The organism is Oscillibacter sp. UBA6647 (assembly GCA_002455655.1).
In the GTDB taxonomy this organism is placed as follows: domain Bacteria; phylum Bacillota; class Clostridia; order Oscillospirales; family Oscillospiraceae; genus Oscillibacter.
Genome location: DKLF01000142.1, coordinates 1 through 14,051 on the forward strand (window position 1 = coordinate 1; position 14,051 = coordinate 14,051).

At 54.9% G+C, this 14,051-nt stretch carries 13 protein-coding genes, 1 tRNA gene and 1 pseudogene; 10 read left to right on the forward strand and 5 right to left on the reverse strand.

All coding sequences use genetic code 11. From position 1 onward, the window contains the following. From B2W96_RS10415 to B2W96_RS10430, 4 genes are all read left to right on the forward strand, one after another. Positions 1–563: ABC transporter substrate-binding protein (locus B2W96_RS10415; protein WP_293010228.1), on the forward strand; the 563-nt coding region annotated here is incomplete at its 5' end. A 108-nt stretch (positions 564–671) separates the two neighbouring features. Beyond that, positions 672–1,556, forward strand: a complete 885-nt coding sequence (locus tag B2W96_RS10420) for an ABC transporter permease (protein ID WP_293010229.1) — start codon at positions 672–674, stop codon at positions 1,554–1,556. Beyond that, entirely contained in the window at positions 1,549–2,322 is a 774-nt protein-coding gene (locus tag B2W96_RS10425; RefSeq protein WP_293010230.1) for an ABC transporter ATP-binding protein, read from the forward strand. Before B2W96_RS10420 ends, B2W96_RS10425 begins: the two co-directional genes overlap by 8 nt. Positions 2,323–2,334: 12 nt before the next feature. Further along, entirely contained in the window at positions 2,335–2,625 is a 291-nt protein-coding gene (locus B2W96_RS10430; protein WP_293010231.1) for a TipAS antibiotic-recognition domain-containing protein, read from the forward strand. 156 nt (positions 2,626–2,781) lie between these two features. Here the strand turns inward: B2W96_RS10430 and B2W96_RS10435 are convergent, their stop codons facing one another. After that, complete coding sequence (locus B2W96_RS10435; RefSeq protein WP_293010232.1) at positions 2,782–3,438, reverse strand: Crp/Fnr family transcriptional regulator; 657 nt, start codon at positions 3,436–3,438, stop codon at positions 2,782–2,784. A 217-nt stretch (positions 3,439–3,655) separates the two neighbouring features. Between B2W96_RS10435 and B2W96_RS10440 the strand changes: the two genes are divergently transcribed. From B2W96_RS10440 to B2W96_RS10465, 6 genes are all read left to right on the forward strand, one after another. After that, the gene (locus tag B2W96_RS10440) at positions 3,656–6,163 is read left to right on the forward strand and encodes an FAD-dependent oxidoreductase (RefSeq protein WP_293010233.1); all 2,508 of its coding nucleotides are present in this window, start codon (positions 3,656–3,658) and stop codon (positions 6,161–6,163) included. Positions 6,164–6,374: 211 nt separating this feature from the next. Continuing rightward, positions 6,375–7,010, forward strand: coding sequence for a Vat family streptogramin A O-acetyltransferase (locus B2W96_RS10445; RefSeq protein WP_293010234.1), 636 nt, complete (start codon positions 6,375–6,377; stop codon positions 7,008–7,010). A 515-nt stretch (positions 7,011–7,525) separates the two neighbouring features. After that, positions 7,526–7,601, forward strand: a tRNA-Pro gene (locus B2W96_RS10450). Between the two features lie 374 nt (positions 7,602–7,975). Continuing rightward, a complete protein-coding gene (locus B2W96_RS10455) occupies positions 7,976–8,740 on the forward strand; it encodes a DUF5986 family protein (protein WP_293010235.1) in 765 nt (254 codons plus the stop codon). A 24-nt stretch (positions 8,741–8,764) separates the two neighbouring features. Beyond that, the gene (locus tag B2W96_RS10460) at positions 8,765–9,922 is read left to right on the forward strand and encodes an XRE family transcriptional regulator (RefSeq protein ID WP_293010236.1); all 1,158 of its coding nucleotides are present in this window, start codon (positions 8,765–8,767) and stop codon (positions 9,920–9,922) included. 14 nt (positions 9,923–9,936) lie between these two features. Further along, on the forward strand, positions 9,937–10,119 hold the full coding sequence (locus tag B2W96_RS10465) for a hypothetical protein (protein ID WP_293010237.1): 183 nt from the start codon (positions 9,937–9,939) through the stop codon (positions 10,117–10,119). 138 nt (positions 10,120–10,257) lie between these two features. Here the strand turns inward: B2W96_RS10465 and B2W96_RS10470 are convergent, their stop codons facing one another. From B2W96_RS10470 to B2W96_RS10485, 4 genes and pseudogenes are all read right to left on the reverse strand, one after another. Next, complete coding sequence (locus B2W96_RS10470) at positions 10,258–11,499, reverse strand: tyrosine-type recombinase/integrase (RefSeq protein ID WP_293010238.1); 1,242 nt, start codon at positions 11,497–11,499, stop codon at positions 10,258–10,260. Between the two features lie 72 nt (positions 11,500–11,571). Then, positions 11,572–11,790 carry a helix-turn-helix domain-containing protein gene (locus B2W96_RS10475; protein WP_293010239.1) on the reverse strand — a complete coding sequence of 73 codons (219 nt, stop codon included), beginning with the start codon at positions 11,788–11,790 and terminating at the stop codon, positions 11,572–11,574. A gap of 95 nt (positions 11,791–11,885) precedes the next feature. Continuing rightward, on the reverse strand, positions 11,886–13,829 hold the full coding sequence (gene mobP3, locus B2W96_RS10480; RefSeq protein WP_293010240.1) for a MobP3 family relaxase: 1,944 nt from the start codon (positions 13,827–13,829) through the stop codon (positions 11,886–11,888). Further along, positions 13,829–14,051 (reverse strand): annotated as a pseudogene (locus B2W96_RS10485) (hypothetical protein); the annotation flags it as partial. The gene mobP3 and the pseudogene B2W96_RS10485, both read right to left, overlap by 1 nt.

Below are 14,051 nucleotides of genomic sequence, written 5' to 3' on the forward strand. Positions count from 1 at the left end.
CCGACCTGCTGCCGGTGAGCGAACAGCTTCAGCTCATCCGGGCATTGCAGCCCGATGCCAAGACCATCGGCATTCTGTATACCACCAGCGAGCCAAACTCCGTGTCCGCCGTTGCCGAGTATGAGGCCAAGGCGGGGGACTACGGGTTCACCATCGACGCCGTGGGCGTCACCGCACAGGCGGAGGTGCCGCAGGCCGCGGACACCCTGCTCTCCCGCAAGGTGGACTGCTTCTCCAACCTCACGGACAACAACGTTGTGGGCGTTCTGGCCGCCGTTCTGGAAAAGACCAACGAGGCGGGCGTGCCCGTGTACGGCTCTGAAATCGAGCAGGTGAAGCTGGGCTGTGTTGCCTCCGCCGGAATTGATTATGTCCAGTTGGGCCGCCAGACCGGCGCCATGGCAGCCAAGGTCATCCGGGGCGAGGCCGCCTGCGCCGACATCCCCTTTGAAACCATTGCATCTTACAGCAACTATGTCAATTCCGACGCGCTGGACGGCATGGGAATCACGCTCCCCGCCGACATCGCTCAAAGCGCGGTGGAGGTTGACACGGCGGCCTGATTTTAAATTCGCAAAGCTCCGCGCCGGTACTCTGCCGCGAAAGCGGCGGAGTACCGCGCGGTGCGTTTTATATCCTACATAAAAATGCTTGAAAAGGAGGGGCCGTGCATGACCGACCTGATTGTGGGCACCCTGATACAAGGGTTGATTTATGCGCTGATTTCATTCGGCGTGTACATCACCTATTCCATTCTGGACTTCCCTGATCTGAGCGTGGACGGCAGCTTTCCTTTGGGGGCGGCAGTCACTGCCGTACTGCTGACCCGGGGCGTTAATCCATACCTGACGCTGTTGGCAGCGCTTGCGGTGGGGGCGCTGGCGGGGCTGTTTACCGGCTTCATCCATGTGAAGCTGCATGTCCGCGATCTTTTGGCGGGCATCATCACCATGACGGCCCTGTTTTCCATCAACTTGCAGATTGCAGGCTCCAACCTGACGGTGGAGCGGAGCGTGGACACCATTTTTACCGCAGGACCCACCATGGCGCTGCTGGGCGGACTGAGCCTGACGTACCGCAAGCTGATTGTGGCGCTTGTGGTCGTTCTTGCCGTAAAGCTGCTGATGGATGCGTTTTTTACTACCAAAGCGGGATTGCTTCTCCGGGCGGTGGGGGACAACGCAGCGCTCGTCACCTCCCTTGCCAAGGACCGGGGCAATGTGAAGCTCCAGGGATTGGTGCTGTCAAATGCTTTGGTTGCTCTGGGCGGCGCGCTGGTGTGCCACGAAACCCGCAGCTTCTCCGCAACCATGGGCACTGGGCAGGTGGTATTCGGCCTTGCCTCGGTGATTATCGGCGTGGCCCTGTTCCGCCGTCTCAGCTTTGTGAAGGGGACTACCGCCGTTATTGTGGGCAGCGTTCTCTATAAGCTGTGCATCGCTATGGCGCTGAGCCTGGGCCTGCCCCCCAATATGATGAAGCTGATCACCGCCGTGCTGTTTTTGCTGGTGCTGGTGGCTTCGGGCCGGAAGGGAGAGGAGATTATCCATGCTTGAGGTGCGGGAAGTTACAAAAATCTACAACCCCGGCTCCATGATGGAGCAATGCCTGTTCGACAAATTTTCTCTCTCCGTGGAGGACGGGCAGTTTGTGTCCATCGTGGGCAGCAACGGCTCCGGCAAAACGTCCTTGCTGAACATCATCTGTGGGTCCATCGCCGTGGAAAACGGGGACGTGCTGGTGGCGGGCGAGAGCATTCTTAGAAAGAAGGACTTTCAGCGCTATGCCACCATGGGCCGGGTGTACCAGAACCCGTCCATGGGGACCTGCCCCAATCTGACCATGCTGGAAAACCTGTCTCTTGCAGACAACAAAGGGAAGTCCTTCGGCTTTGGCCGGGGCGTGAACAAAAAGCGGATCGATTCGTACCGCACCGAGCTGGAGGGTTTGGGACTGGGGCTGGAGGATAAGCTGAACGTAAAAATGGGGTCCCTCTCCGGCGGACAGCGGCAGGCGGTGGCGCTGCTGATGGCTACCATGACGCCCCTGCGTTTTTTGATTCTGGATGAGCACACGGCGGCGCTGGACCCCAAAACCGCCGAGGTGATTATGCTTCTCACGGACAAAATCGTGCGGGAGAAGCGGCTCACCGCCATGATGGTGACTCATAACCTGCGCTACGCCGTGGAATACGGCGACCGGCTGCTGATGATGGACCGGGGACAGGCGGTGCTGGACCGAGCGGGAGCGGAAAAGAAGCAGACCTCCATGGAGGAGCTTCTTGCGCTTTTCAATAAAATTTCCGCCCAGTGCGGAAGCTGAGGAGGACACGCGATGGCAGACTATATCGGCGCCAGCGGCGAGCAGGCGGGAACGGACCGGCTGGCGCAGGCGTTTGCGAATCTGGCTCCGGAAAATGACCCCGCCTGCCCGGAGGCACAGGCGTTGGTGGAGAAATGGCAGGCGCACATGGCCGCGTACCATGGCGGCTGCGACCGGGAAAAACTCCGGAACATGGGGCAGCTATACGGCGCGGACGACCGTTTTGCAGAGACGCTGGACAGCTATGGAACCGGCACCGCCCACTATATGGGTGAGGCGATTATGAAATATCTGGGCGAGTAAACGCGGTCAAGAGACCCGCCCCGTGATTTTAAAAATGGATTTACCGCCAGCGGGCGATGCAAAGCAAGAGGCTGAGGAAGTAAATTCCTCAGCCTCTTAAATTATGATAGGACCAAATTCTTTTCGGAACATTAGACCACGAAAGCTTTTGATGTTTCAGCCTGCCAGCGCCTGAAGCCGATCCCGGTCCGTCAGCTCCACCGCGCCCCGGGAGAGGGACACCATGCCCTCCGACTGGAAGTAGCGCAGCATCCGGGTGACCACCTCCCGGGCCGTGCCCAGATGCGCGGCAATTTTGTCGTGCGTAATCCGCAGCACGTCGCCGCCGTCCAGCGTGCTTTCCGCCAGAAGAAATTCCGCAAGGCGCTTGTCAAAGCTCTTCCACATAATCTGCTCCACCAGCCACATCACTTCGGAAAACCGGGCGGCCATCAACTGATTGGTGTAATTCGCCACAGCAAGAGAACCGTCGGAAAGCCGTTTGTATACGTCCGAGGGAATCACCCACAGCTCCGCGTCCTTCTCCGCCTCCACGGCAATGTCAAACTGAATGTTCTTCATAATGCAGGAGGCGGAAAACAGGCACATATCCCGCTCAAACAGGCGGTAAATGGTGATTTCCTTCCCCTCGTCGGAGAGAATGAACGCCCGAAGCTGCCCGGAGCGCACGATCATCAGGCCCACGCAGTCTGCGGCACCGGCGTGCAAAAGCGTCCCCTTGGGCGCAAAGCGCCGCACCGCCGCGCCTGCCAGCAGCGCCCGCTCTCTCTCGGTCAGCTCCTTCCAAACCGGAAAATATTCCTCCAGCTCCATGCGCCAACGCCTCCCGTCACGGCGGCCTTTTGGAGAAGCGCCGCCTGTTTATATACTACTATGATTATACCCGTTATTTTTCGCCTGTCAATTTTTTAACCGGGCAGGAATCCGCCGCTGACGGTGACAACGTCACAGAAGAACCGAAGCGGCGGGCATATACTGTTAAAAAATAGACGTGCGCCTAAAGAGGGCTGCACGACAAGGAGGAGAAGCTATGTCAAAGGTCGTGATCATCGGCGGCGTCGCCGGAGGAGCAAGCTGCGCTGCGCGGCTGCGCCGACTGAACGAGGAGGCGGAAATCGTTCTGCTGGAGCGGGGGGAGTACATATCCTACGCCAACTGCGGGCTGCCTTATTATGTAGGAGACGTGATTCGCTCCCGGGACGCGCTGCTGGTGCAAAAGTCCGAGGTGATGCGCCAGCGGTTCCGGGTAGACGTGCGCACGCAGAATGAGGCCCTTTCCATCGACCGGGAGAAAAAGACCGTAGAAATTAAAAACCTTGCCACGGGCGAGGTTTATCAGGAGCCTTACGACAAGTTGGTGCTGGCCACCGGCTCTTCTCCCATCCGCCCGCCCATCCCCGGTATCGACTCTCCCCGTATCCGCACGCTTTGGACTGTGCCAGATACTGACCGGCTGCGGGCCATGGCCCGGGAGAGCGGCGCACGCTCTGCTGCGGTCATCGGCGGCGGATTTATCGGACTGGAGGTGGCGGAAAACCTCCACCATTCTGGTCTGGATACCACCATTGTGGAAATGCTGGATCAGGTAATGGCCCCCATGGACTATGAGATGGCGCAGGTGTTGCACGAAAACATCGAGGCAAACGGCGTGCATCTGTCCCTTGGTGATGGAGTGGACTCGTTCCGGGACGACGGGAAACAGGTGACCATCGTGCTGAAAAGCGGACGGGAGGTCACCGTGGATTTCGTGGTGCTGTCCATCGGCGTGCGCCCCAATAACGAGCTTGCCAAGGCTGCGGGACTGGAGCTGAATCAGCGCGGCGGCGTGGTGGTGGACGATTTGCTGCGCACGGCGGACCCAGATATTTACGCCGTGGGCGACATCGCGGAGGTGGGTGAACTGGTGTTCGGCGGGCGGGCCATGGCCCCGCTGGCAGGCCCCGCCAATAAACAGGGCCGCATTGCGGCGGACAACATCGCAGGTGGCAGCTCGGTTTACCGGGGTGCGCAGAGCACCTCTATTTTCAAGGTGTTCGACCTGACCGCAGGGACTACGGGCGTCAATGAAAAGACGCTTACACAGCGCGGCATGCTTCCGGGCCGAGACTATGAGCGGGCGGTGATTACGCAGAACTCCCACGCGGGCTATTATCCCGGCGCGGTGCCAATGTTTTTGAAGATTCTGTTCTCCATGGACGGAAAGAAGTTGTTCGGCGCGCAGATCGTGGGCTATGACGGGGTGGACAAACGGATTGACACCATCGCGGCAACCCTGCGGCTTGGCGGCGGCATTCGGGAGCTTGCGGAGCTGGAACTTGCCTATGCTCCGCCCTATTCCTCCGCCAAAGACCCTGTAAATATGCTGGGCTTTACAGCGGAAAACGTCCTTACCGGGAAAATCCGCTTCTCGGACTGGGACGCGGTGGAAAAGCTACCGGACGCGGTTTTGCTGGACGTGCGGGAGGATGCGGAGCGGATGGCATTTCCGCTGGAAAGCGCCCTTCACATTCCCCTTGGAGAGTTACGGGACCGGCTGGACGAGGTGGACCGCACGAAGCCCGTTTTGGTGTTCTGCGCCATTGGTGTGCGCTCCTATAACGCGTCCCGCGTCCTGATGCAAAAGGGCTTTACCAATATCCTGCTGTATCCCGCCGGGACACGGTTTTATCAGTCTACCCATTATCGGCAGTTTGGGGAGACAGTTCAGTCGGCCCAGCCGGGTTCAGACAACGGGCAAGCGGCGGAAAGCGCCGCAACCGTCGTCCCCAAAGAGACAATCCGGCTGGACTGCAACGGCCTGCAATGTCCCGGTCCCATTATGAAGGTGTTTGAAACCATGAAGGAGATGGGAGATGGGGAAACGTTGGAGGTCACCGCCTCTGACCCCGGCTTTGTGAAGGATATCGGGGCATGGTGCCGCCGCACGGGAAACACGCTGATCGTCAGCGAGCGGCGGGGGACGGATTATGTGGCGCTGGTGCGCAAGGGCATGGCGGAGCCGACGGCAACTGCTTCGGCAAGCGCGGCGGGCGCTCCTGTCGGCCCGGGGACGCAGGTGATCGACACGCCGCAGGGAAAGACCATTATTGTATTTTCCGGCGATTTGGATAAGGTGCTGGCCAGTTTTATCATTGCCAACGGTGCGGCGGCCATGGGCCGTCCCGTGACCATGTTCTTCACCTTCTGGGGGCTGACGGCCTTGCGTAAGGCGGAAAAGCAGCCGATAAAGAAAACCTTTATGGAATCCATGTTCGGCGGAATGCTGCCCCGGGGCAGCGAGAAGCTGAAAATTTCCCGGATGAATATGGCGGGGATGGGAACTGCCATGATGAAGAAAATCATGAACGACAAAAATGTAGACTCTCTGGAGGCTTTGATCCAAAAGGCCATGAAGCAGGGCGTAAAAATTGTGGCCTGCACCATGAGCATGGATGTCATGGGTATTAAAGAAGAAGAGCTGATCGAGGGCGTGGAGCTGGGCGGCGTGGGCGCGTACCTTGGCGACGCGGAGGAGTCCAATGTGAACCTGTTCATTTAAGAAACTCCGTCAGGGATAGGAAACCGGTCGTTCCATGAAGGGGAAAAAGGCATGGCGTTCTGAAAGGGAAGCCATGCCTTTACCTGTGCGCGTAAATGTGTTATCATAAGGGAGCCAAACACATAAAGGAAAAGGGTGGACATTATTGGTCCTGTGGTAGATTGGAATGCAGCGCCAAAGTCGGAGCGATGAATGAAAGTGGTGGTTTGAAATGCAATACGGGCCAAATCCCAACGCAATTTACCCCAATGAGGCTATCAAAAGCGTGTGCTTTATTAAAAATGTGGTGACCCGGCCCAATATTTTGGTGGGGGAGTACACCTATTATGACGACAACACCGGCCCGGAGCAGTTTGAGAGTCACGTCACCCACCACTATGAGTTTTTAGGCGATAAGTTGATTATTGGAAAATTCTGCGCCATTGCCAAGGGCGTTGAGTTTGTAATGAATGGCGCAAATCATCGTATGTGCAGCGTTACCACGTATCCCTTCAACATCATGGGCGGCGGCTGGGAGAAAGCGACCCCGGCGCTGGAAGACCTGCCATTCAAGGGAGATACGGTGGTGGGAAACGACGTGTGGATTGGGCAGAATGTCACTGTGATGCCGGGCGTGCACATCGGAGACGGGGCAATTATTGCGGCAAACTCCGTGGTCACAAGGGATGTTCCGCCCTATGCTGTTGCCGGGGGGAACCCTTGCAAAATTCTGCGCAAGCGGTTTGAAGACGAGCTAATAGACTGTTTGCTGCGTCTAAAATGGTGGGACTGGGTGCCTAAAAAAATTTTTGACAATCTGGAAGCGCTGTGCAGCGCGGACTTGGATAAAATTAAAGAGATTGTCTGAGAGACGGCCTCGGATTCAAATAGGTACATAGGGCGGCGGAGTGCCTGCGGAACGCCTGCGTGTAATTTTTCTTGAACTTCGCCCGCGTTGCTGGTATAATAGCAACGCGGCAGCAATTATATATGTTATAACGGCTGCATCGCGCCCGTGGTGTATAAATAGGTGAAGGTAAGATTTGGGCAGGCGTGCCTACATCGCGGGTGGTTTTGGGAACTGGCGCGCAACGGACAAAAAGGTGAATATCGGGGTGTAGCGCAGTTGGTAGCGCGCCTGGTTTGGGAGTGCCGTGCCAGTATCCGAGCCGAGTGAAACCGAAACGCCGGAAGCCCTTGGAACATGGGCGATTGCGGGATGTGACCGCCCATCCAAAAGTACCCCAAAATTGCATTTGACCACAGCTTTGACCACAGACAGTGAAATTTCCAGAAACCGAAAAGTAAATATCCGGGTGTAGCGCAGTTGGTAGCGCGGGTGGTTTGGGAGAACCGGCGAAAAGTGAATAGGCAAGTCAATATCCGGGTGTAGCGCAGTTGGTAGCGCGGGTGGTTTGGGACCATCAGGCCGCAGGTTCGAACCCTGTCACTCGGACCAAGAATCCGCTGAAATCGGTTGATTTCAGCGGATTTTTCACATTATTTGTTCCTATTTTTCAATTTTCTGAAATTTCAATTATGCTTCAAATCAGGTCGATTTGACAGGCCAAAAAAGCAGGCGGCGGATGAATAATCCGCCGCCTGAATGCGCAAATCCCTAACCCATCCCTAACAGGACGGAAAGCGGAAATTTAAGCTACATCTCGGTAATGGTAGGCAGTATCTTGCCGCTGTATTGATTTATCAAATACGCTATCTGATGGTTCAAAATGAGGTGCCTCTTTTCACAGCTTATATTTCTCTATGAGAAAGATGTTGACATTTTAGATGTAAACGCCTATGATTATGTCATCAACGCTGAGGAGGCACAATATGGACGTCGATAGCTGGTTCTTCCCGGAGGAAATCATTTCAAAAATAGTTAGCTGCATCGAAGACGCAGTTGGCGACGACATTCTCATCGACATACATCGCAACGACCTGCGGACAACAAACAGTGTCCCTTCGAGAATATGGGATTTGCTGAATACAAATATTTTCAAGTCTTTGGACGTGGAATCCTGTACCATTGTCTCTGCTCACCGGGGGCCATGGGAAATGATTGTAGTCTATGAGAAGACGTCTCAGTGCATCATTACCTTCATGCGGGAAAAACGTTTCAATGACTTGCGTAATCACCAGTCAAAGAGAACCAAAATGCATTACCTTGATATGCTTGCGAAACAGTTTAATAAGGATCTGCTGGCTGATCAAAACCAGATGACATTATTGCCAAACAGCTTTTCGGATGAAAGCCGTCTTGCAGAGCTGGTCCAGAACCTGCTAAGTGATTTGGGCGGGGATGTCCCCATGGTCAGAAACCATGTTCTCGTTCTGTTTGACACAGTCGGTTACCGGCTTGCTCACATTCGTGCTGTCAAGGTGACTCCCGAATTAGATATAGCCCGGGGGTGCGATCAAGACTGGACCAAATTTATCTCTGCCGCCGAGAGTGACGTAGTCGAAAAAGTTGATAATCCGGAATTGCCTGAAAATAAACCCAACCGTGGTCTTAAACTCAAGCCCAAAGCCACTGAGCGTCAAAAGAACAGGCCGAGATTGCGCACTGAAGAAAAGAAGCGTGAGGAGAACAGTTAAGATTACGCTAAAGGAGCAACTTATATGAATTTCAGTCAGTTTAACGGAGAACGTTTGAAAAAAGCAAGAATATATAGAGGATTAACCGTTGCTGAATTAGCAGATAGAGTAAGTAGTCAGCGTCAGACATTGTCAATGTATGAGATTTCAAAAAGCCGCCCGGCAGATGAGGGTCTTGTCAGACGTATTGCAAGTGAATTGGATTTCCCGATTAATTATTTCTTTGAGAATACACCACCAATTACGTCGGGAACGGTCTATTTCAGATCCCTTTTAACCACCAACAAAAAATACCGTAGTGAGCAAATCGTTAAGATGGAGTTTTTATCTCAGGTTTATGCTCTCTTACAGGATTATATTGAATTTCCCACGTTTGAACAGCTCAAACTGCCTGAAGACACATCACCAGAAGGTGCCGCTTATGAACTGCGAAAAGAATGGGATTTGGGACTTGGCCCTATCGACAATCTGGTGTCAGTTGTGGAACAGCACGGCATATTGGTGACCTCTTTTTGCACAAGTAACGATGATGTGGATGCATTTAGCGAATTGGTTGGTACGGGAAGTACGTCTACCTACTTGATAGCCTACTCAAACAACAAGACTTCGGCCGCTCGACTTCACTTTGATATTGCGCATGAGCTTGGACACATCTGCCTTCATGAATGGAGCGAAGATATAGAGGAGTTTTCCAAGGAAGAATTCCGGGCAAGAGAGCGTCAAGCGAATGAATTCGCTGCAGCTTTTCTGCTCCCTAAAGAAGCATTTTTGAAGGATGCACTCGCAGGGCCTGCGACAATTTCTTATTACAAACAGCTAAAAAAGAAATGGAAAGTGTCAATTGCTGCAATGATTCGCAGAGCAGAAAAGTTGGGTGTTATTACAATGGATGATTACCAAACCCTTATTCGGATTATGCAACGCAGGGGGCAACGCAAAGAAGAACCTTTGGATGATGTTTTAATAACAGCTGGGCCAGCGTTATTAAAAGCGTCAGTATTGATGCTTTTGCAGGAAAATGTATTTACACCAGATGAATTTATGAGAGCATTAGCTGATGAGTGTGGCCTGAGCATTAAGGCAACGGAGGTTGAGTACTTACTCGACCTTCCAGCAGGAACGCTTACAAGCAGCAAGATCATTGATTTTACCGCCTTACAACTCAAAAAACAAACAAATTGAAAGAGGTGTTTACTATGGCAAAAAATGCACCAGTTGGTGACAACGCCAGAAAAGGAGCGGTTAAAAACCGCGCTCAAACATTCAACCCCAAAACAGAGCAGTGGGTAAAACGGGATTCTGATACCGGAAAATTTATGGATGTAAAGCAGGATGGAGAACCCTTCAAGGGGGTCAGGAAAGAACACGCTAAGGATTAACACATCAAATATCTGACGAATAAACTCTGGATGAAACTTGCCTGGGCAACTATTACGGCATCTATTTTGGATTTCCGGATCGTTAAGAATCTCCCATGGAGGTTTCCGCCTCCATGGGAGGTTTGCGTTTGTGTCCTGTTATCCTACTCTCTCGAAGGGGATGATCTTGCAGCCGCTTTCCGTGGGTGTCGGTTCCGGATCGGGCGGCTCCGGGGCGGGGGCGGTGCCTGTGACCTCGGCCATGAATCCGCCGACCTTGTCGGCGGCGCTTTGCTGCATCCCGTTCGTCACATGGGTGTAGGTGTCCAGTGTGAAGCCTGCCGAATAATGTCCCAGCATACTGGAGAGTGTCTTGACGTCCACGCCGCTCTGCATCGCCATGGTGGCGAACGTATGCCGAAGGTCATGAAAGCGCACGGCAATGTCGATGCCGGCGCTTTTCAGCAGCTTTTTGTGTACCCGCCCAAGGGCATCCGGACTCCAGTACGTTCCCGTTTTGGGAGACGGAAACATAATGGGATTGTCAAGATGCTTCTCATGCTCAGCAGTCAGAAGATCCACCGCCTGTTGGGGAATTGCCACCTTGCGGACGGAGTTTTCCGTTTTGGGCACCGTCACGGTCAGCACGCCGTCGATGCGGGTGACCTGCTTGTCCACCGACAGGATGCGGTGCTGCACGTCCAGATCCTCCCACAGCAGCCCCACCAGCTCGCCGCGCCGCAGGCCGCTGGTCAGCTCCAGATAGAAGATGGGCAGCACACCGTAGGCCTCCGCCTCGCGCAGATAGGTCCCGACCTGCTCCGGCGGGATGATCTTCATCTCGGGCTTGTCCTTTTTGGGGATGCGGCAGCCGTCGCAGGGGTTATACGGAATGAGGCGTTCCTTCACCGCCTGCTGCAGGCAGCTGTGCAGCACCATGTGTGTCCGCCGCACGAAACCGCCCGACAGGGTGAAATCCTCCATCTTTTTACCTCGCTTGACCCGGCCGTGATCCCGGATGTCGTTGTACATCCGCTGAATGTGGATCGGCATGATCTGCCGCAGCTTGATGCTTCCGACGGCGGGAATGATATGCTGCTCGAGGACGTTGGCGTAGTTGCGGACAGTATTGGGCCGCAGGTTGGGCTTGCTGTAGGTCTCGAACCACAGACGGCACCATTCGGCCACGGTGTAGTCGCCCGTATGATTAATGGACACGCCGCGGTTGTCGGCAATAGCGCGTTTCAGTTTTTCCTTGCACTCAGTTTGCGTCTTGGCGGACACGCTTCTCTGGATGGCGCGGCCGGTGGCCGGGTCGATGCCTACGGTATAGCGCCCTTCCCAGCTGCCGCTGGGCTTTTTTCGGATGCTGCCTTCGCCGTTCGCTCGTCTTTTACTCATGAAATAACCTCCTTTTCCTGACTTTCCGCAACACCAACCAATACCACAGAATTGAGTAAATAGCTACTGTTTTCAATGGATTTCTCCCTTTTCTTCGGTGAGCTTTGCGATCCATTCGGTAAACTGATCCCGCGGAATAATGATGCGGGAGCCCAGCGTGATGGAGGGAAAATCCGGGCGTCGTACAATGCTGTAGGCGTTGGCGAGACCGATGCCCAGCACATTGGAGACATCCGGCACCGTCAGCATCAGGGGTAGCTCTTCGAAGGATTTGAATTGTGATTTTTTCATGGTTGTCCTTTCTCCGCATCGCGGCGGAAGTATTTTTAATTGTTGTTCTGCGTCTTGTTGATTTATTTCCCCCTCGTTGCGTAAAGGGGGACGGGTTACATCGACATGGTTGGGCCGGTGTATTCCTCGTGATCGTCCGGCTTATGCCCCATGGCGATCTTCTTCTCCCGAAGCTTTTGCAGCCGTTTGCGGTCGATCTGCATTCCCACGGGGCTGGACTTCGGCAGAGAGTTGTCCTGGAAGATGCGGCTCATGTGATGAAGCAGCCGGGTCGTTGATAGCATGACGGAGGTTGGCTTGAGGGAATCCATGCGGTCGAGGAAGAATTGTGCATACGGATTTCCTTGCTGGGCAGATCGTAAAAACCAGTGTTCTGCCGTGGGTATGTCACGTTTCGTTACGGACCCGGTCAGATACAACTTGCCCAGCGTGTACTGGGCGTACTGGTTTCCATTCTTAGCGGAGACCGTCAGGCAGTCCACCGCCTTTGCCGCGTCTTGCGGCACGTGCGTTCCCGCGAGATACTCCTTGCCCAGCCGGTAGGCGGCTTGGGCGTTTCCGTTTTCCTTCGCCATCTCCAGCCACTCGATTCCGAGCGGTGGGTCACGGATTGCGGCATCGTCGGAGAGCAGCAGTTTCCCAAGCTGATACTGGGCGACGGGGAGCTTCTGCCGTGCTGCCTGATAGAACCAGTTGATGGCCAGCTTTGGGTCGGGAATCAGCAAACCGCCGTCGCGGTAGATCGTTCCGAGAAAATATTGGGCGTAGACGTCGCCGCCATCAGCCAACTTCCGCAGCTCCAACACGGCGGTGTCCCGTTCTTCCAGCGATTCCGTCTCGTCTTGGATAATCTCCTTTAGCGTCCAGTAGCAGTTGGTGGCGTAGTCCTCATTCTCCGGTGCGTCCGCCGGTTCGGCATCTTCAAAAGTGAACGTGTCCTGCCGGATGCGTTCCGCCTCCTGGATGACCGCGTTCTTAACGGCTCGGAACTCCTTTTGTTCGGAGAGCTTCAGTCGCATTCGTTGCTCGCCGGTGTAGTAGGCGTCTACCTGCCCCTGCAGCTCCAGCCAGCGGTCATAGCACTCGAACACGACAGGCAGCCGCTCCATCTGATCGACAATCTCATTGACCAGTGCCTTGACGGATTTTGGAAGATAGCCGTAGCTTTTCTTTCCCTTCACCGTTTCCAGCGCCTGAGAAAGCTCCAGCATCAGAGCTTCCGCCTCTGGGTGATTGGCAATGCCGGTTTGCATCTGCCGCACCAGCTCCAGCATGGTGCGCCGCGCCTCTTTCACCAGCTCATCTCGGGACTCGCTTTTCTGCTCGTAAAGATGCAGCATCTCCTGTTTGAAGATGTCGTTCGTGAGCGCTGAGCGGATGCTGTGAATGCCGGCCTGCGTGAGATAGCCCTGAGAGGGATCGGATGACCACGCCATCAAATGCACGTGTGGGTGGTCGCCTTCATCGTGGAAAGCGGCGTACCAGCGGAAGTTGTTTTGCGGAATCTGCATGGCGTCCGCAATCTCGTCGCGGTGCGCGCGGAGAAGATTCCGCCACGCTTTGGCATTATCATAGCCAAGACGGACGGCATCCTCACGCTGGAGTGAGAGGATGTGCGTCCACACATTGCCGGTGTAGGAATCCAACTCCGACGCGGCCTTATCCAGATCGACGTCGTCGCTGTCGCCGAAAAGCCCGTGCGTACCCAGCCGCTCAGAACGGGGGCGAGTGGCAATATACTTCATGTAGACTTCTGAGCGGCTGACCGCCGACCAGTTGCACTCCAGTGCTGTGGAGATAAAGGCGGAGGCGGCGCGTTTGGTATGCGCCGCCTCCCAAGTCTCATATTCCAGTAGCTCTTTTGCGTCTGGGAAATCACGGAGCAATTTCGTGATAAGCTGTTCTTGCTTTTGTGTGGCGGGCCGGTCGTCGGCAATGCGCTGGACACGCTCCCGCGTCGCGATGTAGCGCAGATAGCCGCTGACTTTTTCTTTGCCACCGCACTTGAGATAGGGGCTTTTCAAAATCAGCTTTGCCATCACGCCTCATCCTTGCTGCGGGCAATGCTCTCAAAGCTGAGCTGTCCGTTGGTGCGCTTAACATTGCTGACGCTCTCCGCGCGCTGGCGGCGCATGGTATCCTCATCCAACTTGAAGTAGGCGGCGAGGAGGTTCATTGCCATGTCCAGTTGCACGGTGAGCTTGAACAGCAGCGACGCGATGCGGTTTTCGAACACGCCGAGGCGTCCTTCAATGACGGAT

Excerpts from the sequence above, each read along its gene's own strand:
- B2W96_RS10420 (WP_293010229.1), top strand. The coding sequence starts at position 672 with ATGACCGACCTGATTGTGGGCACCCTGATACAAGGGTTGATTTATGCG.
- B2W96_RS10425 (WP_293010230.1), top strand. The coding sequence starts at position 1,549 with ATGCTTGAGGTGCGGGAAGTTACAAAAATCTACAACCCCGGCTCCATG.
- B2W96_RS10430 (WP_293010231.1), top strand. The coding sequence starts at position 2,335 with ATGGCAGACTATATCGGCGCCAGCGGCGAGCAGGCGGGAACGGACCGG.
- B2W96_RS10435 (WP_293010232.1), bottom strand. The coding sequence starts at position 3,438 with ATGGAGCTGGAGGAATATTTTCCGGTTTGGAAGGAGCTGACCGAGAGA.
- B2W96_RS10440 (WP_293010233.1), top strand. The coding sequence starts at position 3,656 with ATGTCAAAGGTCGTGATCATCGGCGGCGTCGCCGGAGGAGCAAGCTGC.
- B2W96_RS10445 (WP_293010234.1), top strand. The coding sequence starts at position 6,375 with ATGCAATACGGGCCAAATCCCAACGCAATTTACCCCAATGAGGCTATC.
- B2W96_RS10455 (WP_293010235.1), top strand. The coding sequence starts at position 7,976 with ATGGACGTCGATAGCTGGTTCTTCCCGGAGGAAATCATTTCAAAAATA.
- B2W96_RS10460 (WP_293010236.1), top strand. The coding sequence starts at position 8,765 with ATGAATTTCAGTCAGTTTAACGGAGAACGTTTGAAAAAAGCAAGAATA.
- B2W96_RS10465 (WP_293010237.1), top strand. The coding sequence starts at position 9,937 with ATGGCAAAAAATGCACCAGTTGGTGACAACGCCAGAAAAGGAGCGGTT.
- B2W96_RS10470 (WP_293010238.1), bottom strand. The coding sequence starts at position 11,499 with ATGAGTAAAAGACGAGCGAACGGCGAAGGCAGCATCCGAAAAAAGCCC.
- B2W96_RS10475 (WP_293010239.1), bottom strand. The coding sequence starts at position 11,790 with ATGAAAAAATCACAATTCAAATCCTTCGAAGAGCTACCCCTGATGCTG.
- mobP3 (WP_293010240.1), bottom strand. The coding sequence starts at position 13,829 with ATGGCAAAGCTGATTTTGAAAAGCCCCTATCTCAAGTGCGGTGGCAAA.